The 25422-nt window shown below is 44.1% G+C and carries 16 protein-coding genes; 9 read left to right on the top strand and 7 right to left on the bottom strand.

Features of this window, described 5'->3' with window-relative positions:
- Positions 1-147: 147 nt before the first annotated feature.
- Positions 148-2523 (bottom strand): hypothetical protein, encoded by a 2376-nt coding sequence (locus LZG71_RS18440; protein ID WP_233822783.1) that lies wholly within the window; start codon positions 2521-2523, stop codon positions 148-150.
- 252 nt (positions 2524-2775) lie between these two features.
- Between LZG71_RS18440 and LZG71_RS18435 the strand changes: the two genes are divergently transcribed.
- Positions 2776-3438 (top strand): hypothetical protein, encoded by a 663-nt coding sequence (locus tag LZG71_RS18435; RefSeq protein WP_233822781.1) that lies wholly within the window; start codon positions 2776-2778, stop codon positions 3436-3438.
- 101 nt (positions 3439-3539) lie between these two features.
- On the opposite strand, the gene LZG71_RS18430 is transcribed toward LZG71_RS18435, so the two are convergent.
- A complete protein-coding gene (locus LZG71_RS18430) occupies positions 3540-4847 on the bottom strand; it encodes a Gfo/Idh/MocA family protein (RefSeq protein ID WP_233822778.1) in 1308 nt (435 codons plus the stop codon).
- Positions 4848-5103: 256 nt separating this feature from the next.
- Between LZG71_RS18430 and LZG71_RS18425 the strand changes: the two genes are divergently transcribed.
- Positions 5104-7845 (top strand): substrate-binding domain-containing protein, encoded by a 2742-nt coding sequence (locus LZG71_RS18425; protein ID WP_233822776.1) that lies wholly within the window; start codon positions 5104-5106, stop codon positions 7843-7845.
- Between the two features lie 57 nt (positions 7846-7902).
- Here the strand turns inward: LZG71_RS18425 and LZG71_RS18420 are convergent, their stop codons facing one another.
- On the bottom strand, positions 7903-8283 hold the full coding sequence (locus LZG71_RS18420) for a hypothetical protein (protein ID WP_233822774.1): 381 nt from the start codon (positions 8281-8283) through the stop codon (positions 7903-7905).
- Between the two features lie 62 nt (positions 8284-8345).
- Complete coding sequence (locus LZG71_RS18415; RefSeq protein ID WP_233822772.1) at positions 8346-11795, bottom strand: ThuA domain-containing protein; 3450 nt, start codon at positions 11793-11795, stop codon at positions 8346-8348.
- 221 nt (positions 11796-12016) lie between these two features.
- Between LZG71_RS18415 and LZG71_RS18410 the strand changes: the two genes are divergently transcribed.
- The 6 genes from LZG71_RS18410 (at position 12017) to LZG71_RS18385 (ending at position 22010) form a co-directional block, all read left to right on the top strand.
- Positions 12017-12733, top strand: coding sequence for an NrtR DNA-binding winged helix domain-containing protein (locus tag LZG71_RS18410; protein ID WP_233822770.1), 717 nt, complete (start codon positions 12017-12019; stop codon positions 12731-12733).
- A 286-nt stretch (positions 12734-13019) separates the two neighbouring features.
- Positions 13020-14342: a sugar porter family MFS transporter gene (locus LZG71_RS18405; protein ID WP_233822769.1), complete on the top strand. Its 1323-nt coding sequence runs from the start codon at positions 13020-13022 to the stop codon at positions 14340-14342.
- Between the two features lie 101 nt (positions 14343-14443).
- A complete protein-coding gene (locus LZG71_RS18400) occupies positions 14444-15331 on the top strand; it encodes a carbohydrate kinase (RefSeq protein ID WP_233822767.1) in 888 nt (295 codons plus the stop codon).
- A 4-nt stretch (positions 15332-15335) separates the two neighbouring features.
- Entirely contained in the window at positions 15336-18494 is a 3159-nt protein-coding gene (locus LZG71_RS18395) for a TonB-dependent receptor (protein WP_233822765.1), read from the top strand.
- An 18-nt stretch (positions 18495-18512) separates the two neighbouring features.
- Complete coding sequence (locus tag LZG71_RS18390; protein WP_233822763.1) at positions 18513-20225, top strand: RagB/SusD family nutrient uptake outer membrane protein; 1713 nt, start codon at positions 18513-18515, stop codon at positions 20223-20225.
- 282 nt (positions 20226-20507) lie between these two features.
- Entirely contained in the window at positions 20508-22010 is a 1503-nt protein-coding gene (locus LZG71_RS18385) for a glycoside hydrolase family 32 protein (protein ID WP_233822761.1), read from the top strand.
- A 112-nt stretch (positions 22011-22122) separates the two neighbouring features.
- On the opposite strand, the gene LZG71_RS18380 is transcribed toward LZG71_RS18385, so the two are convergent.
- Positions 22123-23583: a TonB-dependent receptor gene (locus LZG71_RS18380; protein WP_233822759.1), complete on the bottom strand. Its 1461-nt coding sequence runs from the start codon at positions 23581-23583 to the stop codon at positions 22123-22125.
- A 148-nt stretch (positions 23584-23731) separates the two neighbouring features.
- Here LZG71_RS18380 and LZG71_RS18375 point away from each other — a divergent pair, with 148 nt between their 5' ends.
- Entirely contained in the window at positions 23732-24136 is a 405-nt protein-coding gene (locus tag LZG71_RS18375) for a gamma-glutamylcyclotransferase (protein WP_233822757.1), read from the top strand.
- Positions 24137-24138: 2 nt separating this feature from the next.
- On the opposite strand, the gene LZG71_RS18370 is transcribed toward LZG71_RS18375, so the two are convergent.
- Positions 24139-24471 carry a hypothetical protein gene (locus LZG71_RS18370; RefSeq protein ID WP_233822755.1) on the bottom strand — a complete coding sequence of 111 codons (333 nt, stop codon included), beginning with the start codon at positions 24469-24471 and terminating at the stop codon, positions 24139-24141.
- Positions 24472-24490: 19 nt separating this feature from the next.
- Positions 24491-25267: a type III pantothenate kinase gene (locus LZG71_RS18365; protein WP_233822753.1), complete on the bottom strand. Its 777-nt coding sequence runs from the start codon at positions 25265-25267 to the stop codon at positions 24491-24493.
- Positions 25268-25422 lie beyond the last annotated feature (155 nt).

The raw sequence follows: 25422 nt of genomic DNA, 5'->3' as shown, positions 1-25422 counted from the left end.
AATTTAAAAGACATCGAATAGTCCTTCTGCGTTCGTTTAACATACTTGGTTTCAGGATTCTCTTGCATAGCTGTACAATTTGTGTATCGCTATTTCAGGACGGGACAGCTTTCCCATTTCTTAGGTAAGCGATTGGTACATTTTCTATTAATTCCCTCTTCTTCCAGCATCCTCCGCAGGTTTTCTTGATGGCTGTTGTGATCTTGGTGCAGGACTATTAGCAGGAGCCCTACCTGGGGATACTGCCGGACTACGTCCTGGCGAAGGAGTAACAGTCGGCTGCCGTGCCGGACGGGTATTCTGGTTTGCGGGTGGTGCTGGTCTGCTCACGGGTGGTCGCGTAATTTCTGGTCGGGTAGTTTGCCCTGGTTGTCTTCCTGGCCTTACACCTGGCGTTACTTCGGGTCGGGTTACCGCCGGACGGGAATTACCACCAGTTCCCGGTCTTGTGATTTCAGGTCGCGTGGTTCCGTTACCAGGGCGTTCATACTGATTGCCAGGTCGGCTTACTCCCGGACGGGTGTTGCCACCACTTCCTGGTCTTGTAACTTCGGGTCTTGTTGTTCCGGTACCAGGGCGTTCATACTGATTGCCGGGACGGCTCACTCCCGGACGGGTGTTGCCTCCGGTTTCCGGTACAGGTCTGGTGACTGGCCTGCGAGACGGCACGTACACATTATCACGGGTCGCAACTACATATTCCCGATCACGATATAAATTGTTGTTATTCCCAAAATGCGCGTTAGGTCTACCATCTCCATTAACAGGTCGGTTGGTTACCACAGTCGGGCGGGGACGATTGGTATAACCCGGACGGGAATTTCCTCTGTCCCCATAATAACCTCCATTCCAACCCCATGGCCGATGCGGCGGACGGAATGCAGGAGGTCCAAACCAGCCTCCACCATAATGCGGTCTTGAATAACCATAATGGTACCAGCCCACATTAAAACCCAGACCAAAACTCATGGACCAGCCTGTCCACGGATTGTAATGCATTCCAAAACCCCAGGTGGCTGGCCTTGGACGATAATATCTGCCTCTCCATGGGCGATAACGCCATCCGGTTCCCCAAACCACGGTTGGGCCGTAAATGTAATTTCCCATGTAGCCTTGGGTATAACCTACATATACGTATTGCGGAGTTGTTTCGTAAATGTGCACATATCTTGCATTGTAAGCACTGCTACTTGGCGGAATGCGATCCACATCCGAAGGTCGCTCATTGGCAACGCGCCATGGACCAAATGCACTATTCCCAACAAACCAGATTCCGTTTTCCAGCGCATAAAACCGGTTATCCGTAGTTCTCATCACCGTGATATTGCTATTCTCGGCAATGGAAAGGCTTGTATTTGCTATTGGCTCAAATTGTGGGTTTCCATCATAATTAACTTCCACCTGTGCCGTATTCCTATCCACTTTCGCCGTTTGCGGAATTTGCGCTTCCATTACCGCGTCATTGGCTTCCTCCGTTCCGGCCACGCTGGCCAGCACACCGTCCTTTTCAGAACCCGCTGGTATATCGGCAAAGGCGCGAGGCAGATCGTTTTGCGAAACATATTCCCAGGGACCATTCAGCGCACTGCTTCTATACCATCTGCCGGCAAGAAGAATATAGTTTTTCTGGCTGTCGATATCTTTGAAAATCTCGTCAAGTGAATTGTTTACGTATAACAAAGTGGAATTCTGTACAGCCTGGTAAGTAGGTTTTCCTTCTGTCTGTATCAGTTCTGCCGGTTCGGTTACGACCAGTATTTCAGTTGGTGTCGTAAACTGGCTCGTTTGTTCATTCTGAGAACTGGCTTTTTTCTCCTCTTCCTTCATTTTTACATCTATCTGCCTGATGGCAGAAGGCAAGCTTTTAACAGAAGTCCAGCCATCTTTGACACGGGGTGAACTGTACCAAAAACTGCCGCCGTAAAGATAATATTTGTTATCCCCGGGATTCGTCACAATCAGATACGGGGTATTCGTCACACGAACCATGTTAAGGTCATCATCCTTTTCCTCCAGAGGTTCTCCATCCAGTACAATAAGCGTCGTAGGTTTGTCTCTGTAAATAATAAGCGGCGGATCATTTTTGAGTGTATTTTCACCCTGCTCCTGACTAATCGAAGCAAGTACACGCTCACGGGAAAATTTGACACTGAGCGCACTCAATCCCTTTTCAACAGAACTTTTAAAATCCTTTGCGTTTATATTCTCATCTTCGGCAAATTTAGAATTGACCACTGTCACCTCCTTTGCAGTAGCGACATCTCCCGCACCCGAAAGAGCCGCTTTAATCCACATCGCACCAAAGATCGGCTCATCCGCAGCATTTTTCCGGATTGATACCGCAGCTCTCGCTTCCAGGTTATCACCAGTCAGTTTTTCCGGCTGAGGCTGATAAATCGTGATCGTCCCACCTCCGGAATAAGGAATCTGCCGGGGCCAGCTGTCCTGGCTAAATCCTTTTGATACCAAACAAATAAGAACCAAACAGCTTAGAATCAGTATTTTTTTGAGTGACGTATCCATAGCGTATTTTTATTTAAAGCATCAATAACGTTGTAGACAAGAATTGACCAGGGATTTCCAGGTGTTAAGTTAAACGATCTTAGGTTAATTATCACTTGGTCAGGCAAATAAAGAAGTATGCTCGAAGTGTAATTAAGCTTCCTACATTACAATCCATTTAAAGCTAAGACGTCTTTTTAACCTATTTTTCCTGTAAAATCTATTAGCTTTATGTGACCTATTAAAGATAAATTATCAACCCTGACTAGATTAATGAAATATATCTACACTTTCTCTCTATTAATATTTGTGATAGCCTGTAAAAAGACAGATATCGAACAACTCCCGGAATTTCCCTCCACACTCTATTTAAATGGTATAACCAAAAAATCAAAGCTTCATTTGTATAGTGATGGAAAGGAAATAACCGATCCCGCCGTTATTAGTAAATTTGTAAAAACCAATGGCGGCTTTGCACAAAACGACACTTCTCTGGTCAGCGACGAGCATTTTACTTTCTTCTCGACTGACTCCGCTGGAATTCTAAATACATTCCCTTCCCTGATTGTCACTAAAAATGGAGAACAATTTCTTTTTAAATCTACAAACCGAATTATTACGAGTAAAGAAGCCATTGAAACAAACTTTAACATGGCAAAATATAAGAGCGAGGCTGAGCCGGTATGGGATAGCAAATGGAGCACTTACCATATGCTGGTGGGATATGGTAATTATACTGAATTAAAGTTGTCTACTTTTGAATACAAACGAGTAAAATGGTATTTAATGTCAGGTTATTTCCCAGAACCAATTTTACAAAAATCCTCCACATCAGGTACTAAGTTCAATGAGTTTGATCAATCCTACATAAGCAAAGTTGGTAAAAATGACACGCTTGCTATTCAAGAATATTTTTACACCTTCAAAAAGAGGTAGGCTGTTCAACCCGTCATGCCTAACACTTCCGATGGTGTATTTACCAAAAAACAGCCCGGATAAAAACCCAGGCTGAATTGAGATACCAAACACATTAAACACTAAACCGTAGCTGGTAACGAATACGGAGCACGGTAATTTCTGGTGAGGTATTTGTTAGCATCGTCGTCGCCTACAAATTTTTCTGTTTTCGGATCGAAAGTCAGGGCCCGGCCTGTGCGGTAGGCTATATTGCCCAAATGTGCCAATCCAGAAGATAAATGAGCCGTTTCTACCGGACCGTTGCACATTTTTGGATCGCGGGCTACTACGGCATCAATGAAGTTTTTGTAATGGTCTCCACCCGCTTTTCTGGTCGGGCCGGCCTTTTTGTCTTTACCCAAAAAAGTCTCATAAAAATCGTAACCTTTCACAACCAGATAGCCCTCACTTCCATAAAATATATTACCAATTCCAACACCACCTTCGTCGTTCGTCATCCAGGGGCGCACTTCGAATTCAATGATCTTTTTTTCTTTGGAATAGATGAAAGAGGATGTCATCAATTCAGGCGTTTCTTTGGCGTCGTTCCAAAGAAATTTACCTCCTGACGACGTAATTTTTTCCGGAAAACTGTCCACACCAAGTCCCCACATACACATGTCGGTTTCATGAATTCCCTGATTCCCGATATCTCCATTGCCATAGTTCCAATGCCAGTGCCAGTTGTAATGCACATAGTTTTCCGAAAACGGTTTCATTTCTGCCGGTCCGGTCCAAAGGTCATAATTCAGCCCTTCTGGTATTTTTGAAGTTCCCTTGTCTCCAATATCTGGTCGCCATTTATAAACCAATCCACGTGCCATATACACATTTCCAATCAGTCCGTCCCGCATGTGTTTCACCGCTTCTTTAAGTGCTTCCGAACTCCGCAACTGCACTCCGTGCTGCACAACTCGTTTGTATTTATGTGCTGCTTCAATCAGCTTCCGCCCTTCGTGCAGGTTGTGTGTGCCTGGTTTTTCAACATACACATCCTTTCCTGCCTGACAAGCCCAAATCGCAGCCAGCGCATGCCAGTGATTGGGCGTTGCAATACTCACCACATCGATAGATTTGTCCTCAAACACTTTCCGTAGGTCATTTTCAGTCTTTACTTTCTTACCCGTTTTTTCGGTAAATTCCTGTGCACGTTTTTGCAGGATTACATTATCTGGGTCACAAAAAGTAGCCACTTCTACATTTTCCAGTTTGTTATATCCTTTGATATGATCCTGACCACGTCCATTGACGCCTAAAACTGCAACACGAACGCGGTCATTGGCACCGAACGCACTTGCAGGAATGATTGAAGGAATAGCAAGCACTGCTGCTACCCCAGCCGAATTTTTAATAAATTCTCTACGGGAAACCTGATTTTGATCTTGCATGGTTATATAGGATTAGGAATGTCGGGGATGAGGAAAATACAAGATGAATGACGAAATATCCGCAAGGATACCTTACAGAATAATACTATTTATTTTAACTTTAATACTATTAATCAATGAGTAATATTGATTCAAACATCATCACGATAGCAAAATCCGGGTCTTTGCTAAACTCTGATGAAATATTACGTCTGTTTCAAATGCATTTGTAATACATTTGATCAGATCAATGAAATAGTATAAATAGCTGAAAGAATTGAAATACTTCGCCGTCGCCTTTCTCCTTTTATTTCTCTTAACAGCCTGCTCCAAAAAAGAGTCGAAGCAATATACCGTTGGCTTTTCGCAGTGTACCGGGGCTGATAACTGGCGTAAAACGATGCAGGAAAGTATGTATCGGGAATTGTCTTTTAATCCGGAGATTAATTTCGTCATGAAAGATGCGGGCGGACAAAGCGACAAGCAAATCACACAAATTGAAGAGTTGATCAAATTGAATGTTGATCTGCTCATTATCTCACCCAATGAAGCAGAACCGATTACACCCATTGCAGAAAAAGCTTATCAAAATGGTATTCCCGTAATTATTCTGGATCGCCGCACCAACTCCGACCAGTATACGGCTTATGTCGGTGCCGACAATCTGGAGGTTGGGCAAATTGCAGGAGCTTACACCAACACGCTTTTGAAAGGAACCGGAAAAGTTATTGAGATCAGCGAAAAACCAGGCTCCTCCGCTGATATTGACCGTCACAAAGGTTTTATGGAAACGATAAACCGTTTTCCCGGTATTCAGTTAATTGCAAAACTGGATGGCGATTGGGACAAATATTCATTTGAAGCTCCGCTGACAAAACTCCTGAAAGAGCATACAGATATTGACGTCATTTTCTGCCAGAATGATCGCCGTGCATTGACTGCCTTTAAGGTTTGCAAGGATTTAGGTATTGAAAAAAGGATCCGTTTAATTGGTGTCGACGGACTTACAGGGCCAAATGGAGGAATTGATCTGGTGGACAAGGGCATTCTGAATGCTACGATTTTATATCCAACCGGTGGCGAAGAAGCCATTCGAACTGCCATTTCTATTCTGCAAAAGAAGCCTTTCAAAAGAGAAAACCGGCTTCAGATCACTACGATTGATTCTACCAATGTACGGATCATGAAGTTACAGAGTGAAAAACTGGTGGCACAACAGCAGGACATTGAGCGGCGCCAGGAGAAAATTGAAGAGCAGCGTGCCATCTCTGAAAATCAAAGTATTGTTATCTACACCGTTTCCATTACGCTTGCTTTAGCACTCATTTTCGGGGCAATTTCCTTTTATTCTTTACGTGAAAACCGCAAGATAAACAGACGACTGGAAGTTCAGAACCATGAAATATCAGATCATAAAAACCAGATTGAACAACTTGCACAAAGCGCTGAAATTGAAAACGAAGCCAAACTCAAATTTTTCACCAACATTTCTCACGAATTCCGTACGCCACTTACCTTGATTCTTGCACCGGTTGAAGACGTCCTGGCAAGTGATAAAATCCGCGATCCGCTTATTAAACAGGAGCTTTCACTGATCAGAAAAAATACCTTGCGACTACTACGGCTGGTAACGCAACTGATGGATTTCAGGAAACTGGGCAGTCACCGAATGCAGGTGCGTGCTGGCGAGCACAATCTGGTGGCATTCGTGAAGGACATTATGGTGGCCTTTGAACGCATTGCTTCAAAACACAAAATTGATTTTCAACTGATTGCATCAGAAGCTGAAATGATGGTCTGGTTTGATACCACAATGCTGGACAAAGTGATATTCAATTTACTTTCAAACGCTTTTAAATTCACGCCGGATAAGGGGCGGGTCTATCTGTATATCAAAAGCATAACGCCCGATCATGTGCAGATAACTGTGGAAGACAACGGGATTGGCATGACAGAATCGGAAGTTGCTCACGTTTTTGAAGTATTTTACCAGGCAGAAAGCAATTACAAAGCACTCGGAACCGGGCTCGGACTGGCACTTTCCAGAGAGCTTATTTCCCTTCATAAAGGAACAATCTCTGTTCGCAGTCAGCCAAATAAAGAAACCGCTTTTACCATTGAATTACCACTTGGCAACAACCACTTCCGACCAGATGAATTGCGAAACGAACAGGTCGAAGACTTTTCAATGGTTCAAAATTTTGAGCTTAATGAAGAAATTGCACCGATAAATGTCCCGGCAGTTGGCGGAGTGTCAGCCAGAGAACAATCCGTTTTGATTATTGAAGACAACAGTGATTTGGTACGACTTCTGGAACAAAAGTTACAAACTGGCTATCAGATATTCGTAGCCAACGACGGCGAAGAAGGTTTACGGCTGGCTTTTGAACACATTCCGGATCTGATCGTATGCGACGTCATGCTGCCTAAAAAGGATGGTCTGAGCGTGACTTCCATTCTTAAAACCGATTTCCGAACATCGCATATTCCGGTGATTTTACTCACAGCCCGCACCACCACGGAGCAGCAAATAGAAGGTATACAAACGGGTGTAGACGCTTACATCACCAAGCCATTCAACTTGTTGTATGTGCAGGAAATGATCAAAACCCTGCTCAAAAACAGGGCGTTGCTCCGGGAACATTACACCAGCGAATTACCTATTGAAACTTCCTCCGGCACCAATCCGAACAAGCTCGACAAGAAATTCATCACGCAGTTCACAGCTTACATTGAAGAGCATTACGACAACTCAGAACTGAGTGTTGAAGATATTGGCAAAGACATGGGCATGTCGCGGGTGCAGCTTTACAGAAAAGTGAAAGCGCTGCTGGGCATGAGCGTAAATGAATACATGCAGCAGGTTCGGCTGAATAAGGCGAGATTTTTACTACGCCGCGATGATCTGACAGTTGCGGATATTGCCTATAAGGTTGGCTTCTCCTCTCCCACTTATTTTTCAACCGCGTTTAAAGGGAAGTATAATCAAACACCGATGGAATATAAGAAGTCGTCATAAAAAAGGCCTGGCTTATTCTTCATAGAACAAACCAGGCCCATTTAAAGTAGTCTCTTCCTACTCTTTCAATCTTTTTGCAGTAGCATCAAACATACCCAAAAGTGATCCTTTCAGGTTATCAGCATCTACTTTTTCCAACTCCACAGTAACGTCAGCACCCTGAGCAGAAAATGACAATGTCAGTTTATTTTCTTCATCTACAACATTTGTAAGTGGAATAGCCTCTGGATTTTGACCAGTCGGATCTTTCAATTCGCCGGTAAGTTTACCGTCCTTTCTTACAAGTTCCGTCACTAACTTGGCATCACCATTTGGTGTTCCCAGAATAGCAATTTCCCATTTCCCGGCAAAAAAATCTGTGGCTGGGGCGGTCTGTGAAAAGCCGTTAAAGGCAATACCTAAAAACAAAATGGCGATGATAATTCCTGTTTTTTTCATTTTCTGTTTAGTTAAAAAGTGAACTACGGTTTTATTAAAAGTTAGCATCCAAAACACTCCTGTTACTTGCTCTCTTCAAGCTTGAATTCAGTTCCCATTACCACCATCAGCGAGCCGTCCTGTTCCTTTGGATTCACAAAAACCACATATACATCGTGCAGCTTGTCGTCCGGCTTCCCGGGTATTTTCACAGGTACAGTTAAAATGGAAGGTTTGAAATCCGCTTTTTCAGTCGGTTCAAGGAAAGCCGATTCGCCTAATATTGGCCCGGTTAATGAACCCAACCTCAGCTCCACTTTTCCACCAATCGCATTCACCATTGGCTTAGGTGCCACCGCCATAATTTGCAACTCCTTAACAGCATTCAAATCGACATCTTTAAGAAGCATGTAGGCTCCAGACTTGCCCGGAATAGCCAGATTCATACCAGAATTGGTCATTTTATTAATCAAGTCATATGCATCAAAACCATGCACATCCATTTTTGCATTTCTCAATACAAATGATTTTTCAGATCTCAGTGATGGTAGACCTCCTGCTCCGGCATCCTCATAAGCCGCTCTAACAATGAACACACCTTTTCCTTTGTCGCCTGCCGGAATTTTCGCGTTGTAACTTCCCACAACTGGCAAAGATTTCTCCTTCGGTTTTTCATTCACGGTGTTCAGGATGTATTTCACCATTTCCGATGCATCGGCAGTGGATAATTGCGGGTGTGCAGCCATGGCCGTTTCACCCCAAACGCCTCCACCGCCGGAGATTACTTTTTTGGTCAGCCTTTCAAGCGCCGCGCTCTCACCTTTATATTTCGTTGCTACATCTCTGTAAGACGGACCAATTGATTTTTTATCCACACTGTGACAGGCTTTGCAATCGCTAGCTTCAATAAGTTTTTTCCCTGTCCCAAAAAGCGCGCTGGCATCTGCCGAACGGTGACCTTGTGCAATAGCTACTTTGTCATAACCCTCAGCCAGATAATCAATATTAACCGCCACCCGCTCCGGATCGATTCCTTTACCCAGCGAACCATCTTCTTTATCCGTTACCTTGATATCATAGTTAAAGGGTTTGTTAGCTGAATAAAATGATCTGTTGCTTTTCGGCATGTCCAAGCTCAAAACGGGAGGTTCGTTTCCAACAGTTATTTCCATGGATTGTGTACTGATCCCTCCTTTGCCGTCATTTACCGTCAGTGTAGCCTGATAAATACCTTTTTTCGTTAGCGCCAGATTCGCATCAGCTGTATTGATCAGTTTTTGGAAACCATTTTTTGAAGAAATTTTCCATGAATATTTCAGCACATCTCCGTCCGCATCCACAGTACCTTTTGAACTCAGTTTAAGGTCAAGTGGAACAGCACCGCCCTGTTTATTAGCAGTCATCAGCAACTGCGGTTTACGATTTCCTGCATTGTATTCAATACGTACCAATCGGGCATCATCATTGGCAGAAAACCATCCGGTACCATATTCCAGCATATACAGGTCGCCATTCTCAGCGAATTCCATATCCATCGGGTTCGAGAATTTATAGCTTGGCATGAAGCGCTCCATGGAAGCATAGTTCCCTTGTTTGTCCATGGTCACAGCCATAATCCATCCTCGCATCCAGTCGTAGGTAAGCAGTTTTCCATTATAGTATTTTGGGAAAATACCTGCCGCTGGTTTGAATTCATCAGCATAAAAAACCGGCCCGGCCATCGCATTTCGTCCTCCTGCACCCACAAGCGGGAATTCTTTTGAAACGCCATACGGATACCAGATGAATGCTTTTTCGGCTGGCGGAAGTACTTTAAGGCCTGTATTATTCGGAGAATTATTGGTTGGCGCGCTTACATCCCATTTTTCCAGTGATTTTTTATTCGCAAAATCATACTTAAAATAAGCCTTGTTGTCGCCCACAAAATGCGGCCAGCCAAAGTTACCGGCTTTCCGTGCCTGGCCTACTTCATCGTGTCCGGCAGGTCCTCTTGTCGAATCCGGCTTGGCTGCATCCGGGCCAACCTCTCCCCAGTATACGAAATTCGTTTTTTGGTCAACTGAAATACGGAAAGGATTACGGTGTCCCATGGTGTAAATTTCCGGGCGTGTATTTGCAGTTCCTGCGGGGAACAGGTTTCCTTCAGGAATGGTATAACCGCCGTCCGCCTTAGGCTTAATCCTAATGATTTTACCACGAAGATCGTTTGTATTGGCAGAAGATTTCTGAGCATCCCAAGGGCTTCTTCCCTCCTGCTCATCACTCGGGCTATATCCGTTTGATCCGTGTGGATTGGTGTTGTCTCCTGTTGATAAGTACAGATTCCCCGCCTTGTCCCAGGCAATAGAACCACCTGTATGGCAGCATTCTTCACGTTGTGTCGGTATTTCCAAAAGTACCTTTTTCGAATTCATCACCAGCTCATCACCTTTCAGTTCAAAGCGCGCCAATACATTTTTAGGTTCTTCGGGAACAGAATAGTACAGGTAAATCCAGTTGTTTTTGGCAAAGTTTGGATCCTTGTTCAAACCCAGAAGTCCATCTTCTCCAGTTGATTCCTTGCCTTCCTTGTTTTTATATTTAACACTTACAGGAATATTCGCGATCGTCTTAATCTCCTTTGTTTTGATGTTATAAAGTTTCACCTCGCCTTTGCGCTGAATGAATAAAATTCTGCCATCGTTCAACACGCTCAGTTCCATAGGCTCATCCAGTTTTTCCTGCAAAATCACTTTGGTGAAACGGTTTTCCTCCGGACGCGCTTTTGAAAAATCCAGTGGCTTGGGAGCATCGCCACCCACCGCGTACTTAATACCTGCCAGAAGGTGATTCAGGAAAAGAGGCTCTGAAAATGTTTCGTCTGTATGCCCCATTGCCGTGTAAAACGAACGGCCGCCGTCAAATTCCTGATACCAGCTCATCGGGTGAAAATCAGGGTTTTTGCCACCTACATAGCTCTTCTCATCAATTTTAAGAACTACATTGATTTTAGGAGAAATGTCTTTGAAACTGTAAAACTCATCAGCCCGTTCAAATTCATCGGGCATTCCCTGTGTTGCCCAGTGATTTTTTTCAGTAACGATAAATTTCCCTTTCTGCACATTGCTTGGCGTCATCGGATGATCCAGAAAGTAGGCTCCGGCCAACTGACCATACCATGGCCAATCGTATTCGGTATCCGTAGCGGCATGAATTCCAACATAACCTCCACCTGCCTGGATGTAACGCTCAAAAGCACTCTGCTCCTCGTTGTTAAGTATATCACCGGTCGTGTTCAGAAAGACAACCGCGCTAAACTTTTTCAGATTGGCTTCGTTGAATTGTGTCGCATCTTCCGTGAAGCTTGCATCGAACCCCTTTTCCTTCGAAAGCTTGGTCAGCGCTGCTTTTCCGGCAGCAATAGACTCATGCCTGAAAGAAGCCGTTTTGCTGAAAACCAGTATTCTAAATTTGGGTGATTGGGCAAATGATATGTTCACCGCGATAAGAAGTGCCAGAAACAACAGTCCGGGCACAATTGGTTTAACTTTCATTTTTTATATATCATAGTGATTAAGTTCAACAAAGCTATTATTAATTTATTTATTGTCTATAAGTTAGACAATAAATATTTTTCTAATTTACATTTGTATAGTGATAGTTTTCGCAGTGGTTACATCGTCGGTATTTAACATGTAAACACCTATTTTTGCCATTGGCTTTTATTTTTGCCAGCCCTGAAATAAGATTTCAGTTTCCTAAACCCTCATACGTTATGCAAATCCTAAATAATCAGAATTACATTCCTCAGATTTCCATTGACTGCGTCATATTCGGGTACCGCGATAAGGAATTGAAAGTGCTCGTATCGAAGCTGAATTTTGAAGGTAATTTCTGGTCTTTGGCTGGTGGTTTTATCAACCAGCATGAAGATATTGACACGGCAGCTTACAGGATTCTTCACGAAAGAACGGGTATCACGGAGATATATCTGGAACAATTTCATGTGTTCGGGAATGCAGCCCGAAACAACATTGGTTTTTTCAAAAAACTTATAGAACTCAATCCGGGTACGATGGGGAATGAGGTTTATGACTGGCTCAACAACAGATTCATTTCAATCGGCTATTATGCTCTTGTAGATATCAATACAGCAATCCCTAAAAAAGCAGAACTTGACAAAGTGATAGACTGGTGTAATGTGAAGGATTTACCAGGCCTGATTATGGATCACAAGGACATTGTTGAAAAGGCGTTGGAAAGTCTTCGGCAAAATCTGGATCAAAAACTGATTGCTTTTAATCTTCTTCCTGAAACATTTACAATGAAGGAATTGCAGGAGCTCTACGAAGCTATCTTTGACAAACCTTTTGCGCGTAACAATTTTCAGAAAAAAATGCTGGATCTAAATGTTTTGGAACGTTTGGAAAAGAAATTCACCGGCGCCGCCAACAAGGCTCCTTACCTATACAGATTCAGAAACAATGGTTAAGACCATCGGATCTGTCCAAATCCACAACATTTTATTGTCAAATCTTTTCCCCCGATTGTACCATTCTGATTTTCTCCGCTTCACAAATGATACAATTTTTAAACAAGATGTATCAAAATTGAAATACCGTCGATGTATCAAATTTTAAATAATGAGCTAATTCATTGATTATCATAATTATATACCCCTAAAATACCACTGTATCAAAGTTTAACTTTTTTGGGATATTATTTAGTTATTCCGGGTGCTAAGTGGCGGTAGTTTTGACAAAAAATCAGAACTACCAATGAAAAACAGCAAGGTATTAGTTTGGTCGATCGTCGTTGCGCTTGGCGGATTTCTTTTCGGATTCGACACGGCCGTTATCTCAGGCGCGGAAAAAGCCATTCAGCATTTATGGGATCTGTCCGCGGTCGAGCACGGGTTCACCGTTTCCATCGCATTGATAGGAACCGTTCTTGGCGCCATGCTGGGCGGTATTCCGGCAGACAGGCTCGGAAGAAAAACCACCCTATTCTGGATTGCTGTTTTATACCTGGTTTCTTCACTCGGCTCCGCACTCGCAACCGACTGGTATGTCTTCATATTCTTCCGTTTCATTGGCGGATTGGGTGTAGGTGCTTCCTCCGTTGCCGCACCGATGTATATCTCCGAAATTTCTCCTGCCAAATCACGCGGAAAAATGGTTGGACTGTTTCAGTTCAACGTGGTTTTCGGGATATTAATCGCTTACTTCTCCAATTACTTCATGCAGGATCTGGGCGAGAACGCCTGGCGATGGATGTTGGGTGTACAGGCATTGCCTTCTCTCATTTTCCTTTTAGCAATACTCTACGTTCCTGAAAGTCCGCGCTGGCTGATAATGAAAAAAGGTGACGTGCAGCAGGCCAGAGAAATCCTCAATATCATTGACACCGAAACCAGCGAAGAAACTTTGTTTGCCATCATGAACGCAAACGAGGAGACCAAAGACAAACCTTCCGCACGACTGTTTTCTTCCAAATACAAAACGCCTGTAACACTGGCCATTCTGTTTGCCGTTTTCAATCAGGTTTCAGGAATTAACGCCATCATTTATTACAGTCCGCGCATTTTTGAAATGACCGGATTGGGAGCAAAAGCTGCGTTTCTTTCTTCGGCAGGAATTGGTTTCGTCAACTTCGCCTTCACCCTTTTAGCCATCAATTTCATAGATCGTTTTGGACGTCGGACCCTTATGGCAATCGGTTCAGTAGGCGTCATCATCACACTCGGATTGGTTGCAAGGGCATTTTTCATACAGGACTTTACCGGCGTACCTGTTTTCCTTTTTGTATACATCGCATTTTTTGCATTCTCACAAGGCGCGGTGATCTGGGTATTTATATCTGAAATTTTCCCGAATGAAGTACGGGCAAACGGTCAGGCACTGGGAAGTTTCACACACTGGTTTATGGCTGCTATCATCGCCTTTTCCTTCCCCATTATTTCTGAATATCTGGGCGGCGGAATCACCTTTTCATTCTTCGCTGTCATGATGATTTTGCAACTCATTTTCGTGTGGCGCATCATGCCCGAAACCAAAGGGACGTCGCTGGAACGGACTGACAAGACGATGGTTTTGCATTAGCTGTGAGCTGTTAGCTATTGGCCATCAGCCCCAATAGAATCGACAATTAACTAATAATCAATAAGATACACTCATTCTTCCTAATACTTATCTCAATCTATATGACACCTAAAATAACCGTTTTCGGGGAAATGCTTTGGGACATGCTGCCTTCCGGCAAGCAGCCCGGCGGAGCGCCCATGAATGTGGCCATCCATCTCAAAAACTTTGGCATGAATCCCGCTTTCATTAGCCGGGTTGGCGACGACGACCTGGGCGTTGAACTCATGGAATATCTTAACAACCAGCGTTTTAATACCAATTTTATTCAAACCGGAATTACACACCTTACCGGCATTGTAAAAGTAAACCTGACCGACAAAACCGAAGTTACTTACAAAATCGTGCAGCCGGTGGCCTGGGATTACATTATGACCACACCCGAAAACCAGGAATTAGTAAAAGACTCAGAAGTGTTTGTATACGGAACCCTTTCGGTTCGCAGCCAGCAATCTCGTGACACCCTTTTTGAGTTACTGAAAGATGCGAAATTGAAAGTTTTCGACGTCAACATCCGTCCGCCGCACCTGGACAGAGCCACCACCGAATACCTGCTGCAACAAGCGGACATTGTGAAAGTAAACGAGCATGAGCTCAATACTGTTTGCACCTGGTTTGGCATACAGCCCGACGTGGAAACCCAAATGAAGTTCCTATTCGAGCGCTTCAATCTGAAACTGGTTTGTGTAACGCTGGGCGCCGATGGCGCAGTGGTACTTTCCAGCGAAGGCTTTCATAGACAAGGCGGATACGAGGTAGAAGTGCAGGACACCATTGGCAGCGGCGATTCATTCCTGGCCATGTTCCTGAAAGAATATGTTTCCGGGTCATCCATCCCGTTAGCACTTAAAAAAGCCTGCGCCGTAGGTGCTTTGGTCGCTTCCTATTCCGGTGCTACACCCAAGATTTCCGAATCAGAACTTGATGATTTTATAACAGTTAACCAATAATTCCATGAACAAAAGATTACTAATGATGGCATTTGCCATCCTATGCAGTATGCAGCTGGCATGGGCACAAAACAAGGTTTCGGTATCCGGAACTGTAAAAGCGACGGACGGAGAAATCCTTCCGGGCGTAAGTGTTCTCGAAAAAGGGACAACCAACGGAGCTGTGAGTGACGCAACAGGAAAATACGCGATTTCGGTAAACTCATCTGCTACACTGGTTTTTTCTTACGTGGGAATGGTCGCAAAAGAGTTGGCTGTGGGCAACCAATCCATTGTAGACGTTACGCTGGAATATGATCAGAAAAGTCTGAATGAGGTGGTTGTAGTGGGTTACACCAGCTCCAAGAAAGAAGATCTGACCGGAGCAATCGCAATTGTGGACATGGCACCGCTTAAAAATATCAGCTCAGGAAACCCGATGCAGGCGCTTCAAGGCCGTGTTCACGGACTGTACATTGAAAGAACAGGTTCGCCAAGCGGAGCCAACTCACGGATTTTGATACGCGGAGCGAACACACTGGGCAACACTGATCCATTGTACATCATCGACGGTGTTCCTACCAAACGTCCGGAGGTTTTTCAGGGATTGAATCCCAATTCGATTGAGTCAGTTCAGGTTTTGAAAGATGCCTCTGCTTCGTCTATTTATGGTTCAAGAGCTTCAAACGGGGTTATTATTGTTACTACCAAAAACGGGGCAAGTGCCGATGGAAAGCTAACGATTGACTTCAATACCAGCGTTTCCACACAATCTGAAAAGTATTCAAGATTTAAAATGCTCAATTCCGTTGACCGCGGACGTGCACTTTGGCAGGCGTCTGTAAACGACGGCGTGAATCCGGAAGATGGATACGGCGCGCTTTACAAGTTTGACTGGAACAAAGATTTTAAAAATCCGGTGTTAAATGGCGTTACCGTGCAGCCGCTTGTTGGTGGCAATGCCAATATGCCCGCAGGCAATACCGATTGGCAAAAGGAATTGTACAAAACGGGCATCGTGACCAACAACGAATTAACGATTTCGGGAGGTAATAAAACTTCTTCGCTGCAAATCAACCTGGGTTATTTCAAAAATACGGGCATGTTGCGATACACTAATTATGACAAACTGAGTGGTCGTATCAATGCTTTGACCAATGCTTTCAATGGTAAACTTAAAATTGGTGCCAATGTACAGATCGCCTCTTCCAATGAAAGACTTGCTTCCACAGACATTGGTGGTGCTGCTACAACCGGACTGGCTGTTACCCTTGCTCCTACCATACCAGTTTATGCCAAAGATGGGACTTGGGGAGGTGGAATTGGTTCGGGATATTCGGACAGGAACAATCCGCTCCACATGCAGGAAATTAACAAATGGGACAACACAAACCGTGTTACCTTGTTTGGAAACGTATTCGCTGAAATTGAACCTATTAAACATCTTTTCCTGCGCACCAGTCTGGGAATGGACAATGCGAGTTTTTATTCCAAGAATATAGAACAGGCTTTTGAAGAAGGCTCATTCGGACGCACGAATAACAGTCTTACCATTGACCAAAACCGTTATTTGAGTGCAACCTGGTCTAATACCATCAGATACAATTTTGATCTGGGCGAACACCACATCAAGCTACTCGGCGGCATTGAAGCAATTAAAAATGACCTGAGTTTTGAAATCGCACGTAAGGAAGGATTTGCCCAGCAAACAGAAGACTATTTTGTACTCAATGCCGGTACAGGAAATGCAAACATCACAGGAACGGGTTCAGGAAGCAGATTACTTTCACAATTTGCAAGAGTTGATTACGGGTTTTCGGATAGATACCTGGCAGCAGTGACGATCAGACGTGACGGTTCTTCCCGCTTTGGAAAAGAAAATGCATACGGAATTTTCCCTGCCGCATCGGTTGGCTGGCGTATTGACAGAGAAGCTTTTATGCAGGATCTGAAATCGGTGAGCACCCTGAAACTCCGTGCAGGTGTTGGTCGGGTTGGAAATCAGGAAATCGGTGATTTGGCAAGATTCGGGTTATACGACACCCGCTACGGAACCAGACGTTCTCAGTTTCCCGACGGTCACAACAGTTTCTTCGATCAGTTTTACAACATTGGAACGGCTTACGATTTGAATGGAGCCAATACGGGTAATCTTCCATCAGGCATTGTTTCGATACAGGGAGCCAATCCAAACCTGAAATGGGAAACAACAGATGAAGCCAATTTCGGGGTCGATTTCGGATTGTTCAACGGAAGTATTCAGGGATCTCTGGATTATTTCACACGTAAAACCAGCGATATATTAATCACACCACCCGTTGCATCGGCAGTAGGCGAAGGTCAGCTGAAAGTGGTGAATGGTGCACAAAAATCCAATAACGGTTTTGAGTTTTCTGTTGGATATTATGCCAAACCAAAAGGTGATTTCACTTACAATATCATGGCAGGTGTGAGCCGTTTCCGCGATAAGATCACTGTGTTGCCGGAGGAAGTACGTGCGGCTTATCCTGGCAATGTAACGCAGACGATTTTAGGCCATTCTCAGTTTGATTTGTTTGGCTACAAAACCGACGGACTTTTCCAAAATCAGCAGGAAGTTGATGGAGCTCCGACACAAGTTGGTGCAGGCCCTGGCCGGATACGTTATGTGGATACCAATGGCGATGGAAGGATTGATGATTTGGATCGGGTATTTTTTGGAACAACATTACCTGCATTTGAATACAACCTGAAAATCGAAGCATTTTACAAAAACTTTGACCTGTCCATATTCGGATCAGGTGTTGCAGGTCGGTCGGGATTCGACGCTTACACCTTTTACAACAATTTTGTAAGAGGTCGTGAAAACGCAGGGCCGGGCGTGTTTGATGCCTGGACGCCGCAAAATACGGACTCTAAAATTCCAGCCCTGTCGCTTTCTGACGCAAACAATGAAACCCGCGCATCGGATTATTTCAACGTGAATACCTCGTATTTCAAATTGAGAAACGTGCAGCTTGGTTATGCTCTTGATCCAAAGATTACAGAGAAGATCAAATTGCAAAGACTGCGTGTATTCGTGATGGCTGAAAACCTGTTCCTGATCAAATCCAAACAGTTTGCAGGTCCGGATCCTGAACGCGTCGATGTGAACGCCATCCCAATTCCAAGGACAATCACAGTTGGCTTAAATGTTTCATTCTAACTTTTTGACAGAACTCCAATGAGAACCAAATTCATATACAGCATTTTAATGGCAGGCGGCTTGCTAACCGCCACATCCTGCAAAGAATACCTGGATTACGAACCGAAAGGACTTTTGTCTTCGGATGCAATAAAGTCGGCTTCCAGTGCGGAAGCGTTGGCAACTGCGGCCTATGCGGGCATTGGAAACGACGAAATGATCGGGCCCATGACGAGCATGTGGGTGTACGGAAGCGTTCGTTCGGATGACGCCTACAAAGGTGGTGGCGGTGTTTCGGATGTTGCGGAAATTGATTTTTATGAGCATTACAACCTTACCCGCCCCGATCTTGGATCGATGCACCCTTTCACTTGGGAGAATTTTTACAAAGCAATAAGCCGCGCCAATGCCGCGCTTTCGAGTTTGAATGCACTTACAGAAGCTGAATTTCCATTGAAGCAAACCCGTATAGCTGAAATGCGTTTTTTACGTGCGCATTCTCATTTTATGCTGAAAATGCTTTTCAAAAATATTCCATATATCACCGAAAATCTGACGAGCGAAGAAATCCTGCAAACGTCCAATGTGGCGCTTACCAATGATCAGCTTTGGAGTAAAATTGGAGAGGATTTCCAGTTTGCAATAGACAACCTGCCTGCTAAACAGGCTCAGATCGGACGGGCTAACAAAATCTCTGCATCAGCTTATCTTGCCAAATTGCGGTTGTATCAGGCTTATGAACAGGATGATATGCACAAGGTGACGAGCATTAATAAAACCCGTTTGCAGGAAGTGGTAACACTTACGCAACAGGTGATTGCCTCGGGACAATATAGCTTGCAACCGGACTTTGCTGAGAATTTTATCGCTGAAACAGAAAACGGACCTGAATCGATTTTTGCGATTCAGTACTCGATCAATGATGGAACAGCCGTTGGAAGATTGAGCTATGTAACCGGATTGAATTATCCGCATGGCGCACCACAATACGGCTGCTGCGGTTTTCACCAGCCAAGCCAGAGCCTTGCCAATGCCTACAAAACAGGTGCCGACGGATTGCCGCTTTTTGATACTTACAATGATAAAAACGTTGATTTCGCAACCGAAACGGTGGATCCGCGTGTTGATCACACCATCGGAATTGACGGACACCCATACAAATACGATGCGACCAAACCATTCAGCAACAGCTGGATACGTGACCCGGGGGTTTATGGCTTTTTCCATACCATGAAAGAGCAACAATTGGCAACCAGCGCATCCTACCACAAAGAAGGTCCGTTTATTGGTTCGTCCAAAAACATCGATGTATTGCGTTACGACGACGTATTGCTGATGCAGGCAGAAGCTTATATCGAATTGGGACAGCAGGCTATGGCACTTCCGCTGATCAACCAGATCAGAAAACGTGCTGGCAACAGCACCGGCAGATTGAAAAAGACAGACGGTACGTTTGCTTCCAAATACAATGTCAAAGAGTATTCAGCGGCAGGCTGGACGCAGGATTATGCCCGCAAAGCATTGCAATGGGAACGTCGCCTTGAATTTGCAACGGAAAGTCCACGCTTTTTTGATCTCGTTCGCTGGGGAATTGCCGAGAAGACGCTGAATGCGTACCTTGAGAAAGAAAAAGTAAGAAGACCATTTTTGTCGACCGCCAAATTCACAGCAGGCCGGGATGAATATCTTCCTATTCCGCAACGTGAGATTAGTTTTACAAAGGGATTGTATAAGCAGAATCCGGGATTCTAAATAGCGGTCGGCTTATTAAAGTGTAAGCTTTTGGTATTGTAAATAGGATAAATACCCACCCCGCCCGTTGGGCACCGCGCGGCGGACCGCCCCTCCAAGGAGGGGATTCGAGCGAAATTCCCCTCCTTGGAGGGGTGCCCGATAGGGCGGGGTGGGTAAAATCCGTACAAACAACTATTTTCACAACTACTAAATTAATTTTTAAGTAACTCAGTGAGAATTCTCTCAGCAACAGCAATCAACACTAAATCACCAATCTCTGACAGACAGAAAAATATACTTATGAAAAAAATAATCATTTGCCTGTTTCTTATTGCAGCACTGGCTGGATCGCGAGCTACGGCTCAGGAGTTTAAGGAAAAATACCGTCCGCAGTTTCACTTTACGCCAAAAGCCAACTGGATGAACGATCCGAATGGTATGGTGTATCACAACGGGATTTACCATCTTTTTTATCAATACTATCCCAACGACAAGGTTTGGGGACCGATGCACTGGGGACATGCGACGAGTAAGGATATGATCTCGTGGAAAGAGCAGCCGATCGCGCTGTATCCGGATAGTCTGGGTTACATCTTTTCAGGAAGCGCCGTTGTGGACAAAAACAATACAGCAGGATTCGGGAAAGATGCACTGGTAGCCATTTTCACGCATCATGACCCGGTACAGGAAAAACAAAAAACCGGCAAACACGAAACGCAGAGCATTGCGTACAGTTTGGACGACGGTAAAACCTGGACGAAATACAAAGGAAATCCAGTTGTCAAAAATCCGGGTATCAGCGATTTCCGCGACCCGAAAGTAAGTTGGTTTGAGGCTCAGAAAAAATGGGTTATGACTTTGGCAGCAAAAGACCATATTGCGTTTTACTCTTCTCCTGACCTGAAATCCTGGACGCATGAAAGTGATTTCGGTGCCAATGAAGGCGGCCATGGCGGGGTATGGGAATGCCCTGATCTGTTTCCTATTAAACACGAAGGCAAAGATATTTGGGTGCTGATTGTCAATATCAATCCGGGTGGACCAAACAAAGGTTCGGCCGGACAGTATTTCCTGGGAGATTTTGATGGTAAAACTTTCATGTCGAATTCAAAAGAAACCAAATGGCTGGATTTTGGAACGGATAATTATGCCGCGGTAACGTTCGCCAATACCGGCAACCGCAACATTCTGATGGGCTGGATGAGCAACTGGCAATATGCCAATCAGGTTCCGACGGATCCTTGGAGAAGCGCAAATACAATTGCCCGGGAATTGGGTTTGAAAACGGTTGGAAAAGAAATTTACCTGACTTCGGCTCCTGTTAAAGAACTGGATGTGCTGAACACCACCGGTTTTTCATTGAAAACGGTAAAAGTGAAAGACCAACTGGATCTGACGGAAAAGGCAAAGAACAAAACCGGATTATTCCGCCTGGATTTAACGACCAAAAACACAGCAGATTTTTCAATTGTATTGGCCAATGAAGCAGGCAACGAACTGGTTGTTGGATACGACAAAGCCAAAAATCAATATTACATCGATCGCACAAAATCAGGCAAAATCGACTTTGAAAAGGGTTTTGGAGAAATACACATTGCACCCAGGTTTGCCACAGGAAGTATTATTCCACTAACCTTAATTGCAGATGTAGCCTCCGTAGAGCTCTTTGCCGACAATGGCCTTACGGTGATGACGGACATTTTCTTCCCGGAAACGCCGATGTCCAAACTGCATATTAAATCGGCAACAGGAATTACTGTTGATAATTTGAAATATACAGTTTTGAAGCCTTCGATGGAATAGCTAACTATTTTTGCCACGGATGAACGGCGAACCGTGAATGAGCACGAATTTTTATACTTATTCGTGTTTATCTACGGTCCGCCGTTGCGGTGTATCCGTGGCATTCTCAATTTTATAGATTCCCGACAGCCTGGTGAATCTGCTTCACGGTGTCTTCGTAGTTGTCATCGGATGGTAATCCGAACAAAGACTTTTCTTTGATGATCTTGGCAACATTGTCCGGAACGAGTTTTTCCCAGCCAGGCTCACCCCGTTTTATTTTTTCAAGCACGCTGTCTGTCGTCATGCTCATGTTCTCCTTGTTGTAATTCCGGATATCTTCAATTTTATCATTGACAATAAGATACTGGAATAATGGCCGGAGATGATCGGGAACGACAAAATTTTCGCAGCTGTATACCGATCCGTCAGCCTGTAAAGTTGGGTATATGAACAACTTAACCTTACGACTGAACAGCGTGGCAAAGGATTCCAGAATACCCCCGGAAAGGAATTCGTAGTGTTTTTCTTCAAAAATATCCTGCAAACTAGGGCTTCCCAGCAACAAACCTACTTTTAGTTTCGTAAGTCTCGACAGATACGCCATCAAACGAAAATATTCGTGGTGATTGGATATCATTACCATGTGCCCAAGTGAACAAAGAATGTCAACACGGTCAAGGAAATCCTTTTCATCAATATCCCGATCTCCGCCTTTCAGGTTGTGTAACGTAAGTTCCGACACAAGTACCACTTTGGATTCGTCCACATCGGGTTCGGCAAGAAACTGCTTTTGACCATTGCTGATCAGATCAATGTGTACGTTGGTTATGGGCCGCAAACGACCACGCATCATCAGAATGTGTTTTTTGTACAACGCTTCCGAAGGCTGCAAAACACCGCCATCGCTGCCAAAAAGAGCGGCATCGGTAAAACCATTTTTTACCAGGCGAAGACTCATTAACCGATTGTCCACTTTCAGGAAATCCGGTCCGCTAAATCGCACCATATCAATTTCTATACGCTCTGTGGTAAGATCATCCATGAGCGAAAGCAGCAACGTTTCAGGCGATTTGTAATAGAAAAAACAGCCGTACATCAAATTAACACCAATGATACCCAGCGCCTGCTGTTGAAGCAGATTCTCGTTGTCGCGCATCCGGACATGAATTACCACATAATTGGTAGGTCCTTCCGGCGTAAGTTGAAACTGTAAACCAATCCAGCCATGCGACTCGTTGGTCTTCTGGAAGTTAAGTGCAACAACGGTATTGGCAAAAGCAAAAAACTGGCTGTCTTTGCCCCGTTTTTCAGATAACCTTTTTTCAACAAGATTGTATTCCCTGTTGAGCATTTTCATCAGACGCGATTCCACCACATACCTTCCGCCCTCTTCCGTTCCGTATATTGCGTCACTGAAAGTCATGTCATATGCCGACATCGTCTTTGCTACCGTACCAGAAGCACCTCCGGCTTTGAAGAAGTAAGCAGCCGTTTCCTGCCCGGCTCCGATTTCGGCAAATGAGCCATAAATTCGACGATCGAGATTGATTTTTAAGGCCTTTTGCTTTGTCCCGAGATTTTTATCGTACATAATTGTATCTTAAAGATGAAGAGCTTTATGTGTAAATATAAGAAAAATACCACTTTCAATCCTACCTGAACAAGACAGATTGTGTATTGGAAGAGAAAAATTCTATACCGGATTGATCATTTACGTTAAAACCAACCTCCCGATTTCAATGAATATAAGTTCTGATTATTTGTTTGTCTATGGTACGCTCATGCAGGGATTTGACAATGATTTTGCCAAAAAACTGGATCAATTTTCCAACTTTGAATTTAACGGTTTCTTTTCGGGAATTTTATATGCCGTAAGTTGGTATCCCGGTGCGATATATGTCCCGGATTCGCAAAAGAGGGTATTCGGAGAGATTTATAGGTTACCGGCTCATACCGATCTGCTTCCTGAGCTGGACGAGTATGAAGACATTAATGAAGATGAAAAACTGAGCCTTTATGTACGTCGCATGGTTCCGGTTACATTGAAAAATGGCTCGGTTCTTAATTGCTGGACATATCTGTACAACCAACCCATTGTGGGATTGAAAGAAATTGAAAGCGGAGATTTTAGAAATTTTAGCTAAACCTATTTGACAACAGGTGTCGGCTGGTCCGGGACTACATATTTATTCACATGCTCTCTGTTCCACTCAATGAGTTTGTTGCTGATGAATTTGAGCCTGTATTCTTCTGAACTATCACTTTTGTATGCCAACACTTCCGTGGGGTTTCCTTTTTCATCTTTGGAAGAAGATGCGATCATGTATTTTGGACCCAAAATTGCAATCACTTCACTTTTGGTCATGCCAAGATTTACCTCCTTAATCCGCTCGTTGGTCCGCCAAGCCATATTATTTGAGACACAACCGGTTAACCAAACTGATAAAAAGAATACTATTGCTCCTATTTTGATTTTCATAACGTTTTTATAATACTCATTAAGCATGATTCCCCTTGACCTTTTCCCCAATTATCCTTAATCCGTCGAGCGTGAGCTTACGATCGATTTCAACGAATTCGTCTTTCAACGTTTCAATAATAGAAGATAATCCTCCTGTCGCAACGGCAATACAATCACCGCCAAGTTCGGCCCTGATACGCTGTATGAGCGATTTGACCAACCCTTCATAACCCAGTAGAATTCCGGCCTGTATAGCCTCCACTGTGTTTTTCCCGATGGCCGATTCCGGCAATTTCAAAGGTACTTCGGGCAACTGGGCAGTATTGGCAAACAGTGCCTTTACAGCGGTAACAAGACCTGGTAAAATGGCCACGCCCAGAATTTTTCCTTCGGCAGATACCGTCGTAAAAGTGAGTGCTGTTCCAAAGTCTACGACTACGCAATTTTGCTTGTAGCGTGTGATCACGGCAACTGCATTGGCAATCAGATCGGCACCGATCTCGTGTGGGTGATCAATCGCAATGTCAAGATCAGGAAAAATATCCGGCCCAACCATGATGATATCTTCTCCAAATAATGACCGTAGTGTTTTCTGAATGATCGGCGTCATGGCAGGTACCACGCTGCTCAAAACCACCGTTTCTACATCTCCAAACCAAAGTCCTGCTTCCAGAAAGTGAAGCCTGAGCCTGGACTCATAATGTGACTCGTTATCATGAACCAGCGATCGCACGCGCCAGATATGAGTCCACGTGCCTGTGTCATAAAGTCCAAAAACGGTGTCGGTATTCCCAACGTCAACGGCTAACAGCATAGAGAAGATTTAATTAGAGGCGACAAATTAAAAGTATTATGTAAATAAAACTTCATTTGCCGGGTCGAATTCCCCCAGTTTATTTTGTTTATATCTAATTTTGCCGTCAAATACTTTTCCTCAGCTTTAAATTACTCCAAGAGGTTAGTCAATTC

It is taken from the genome of Dyadobacter sp. CY312, assembly GCF_021390535.1.
GTDB lineage: Bacteria > Bacteroidota > Bacteroidia > Cytophagales > Spirosomataceae > Dyadobacter.
The sequence above is the reverse complement of the archived record's forward strand: the minus strand, read 5'-3'. Positions and strand labels throughout refer to the sequence as shown.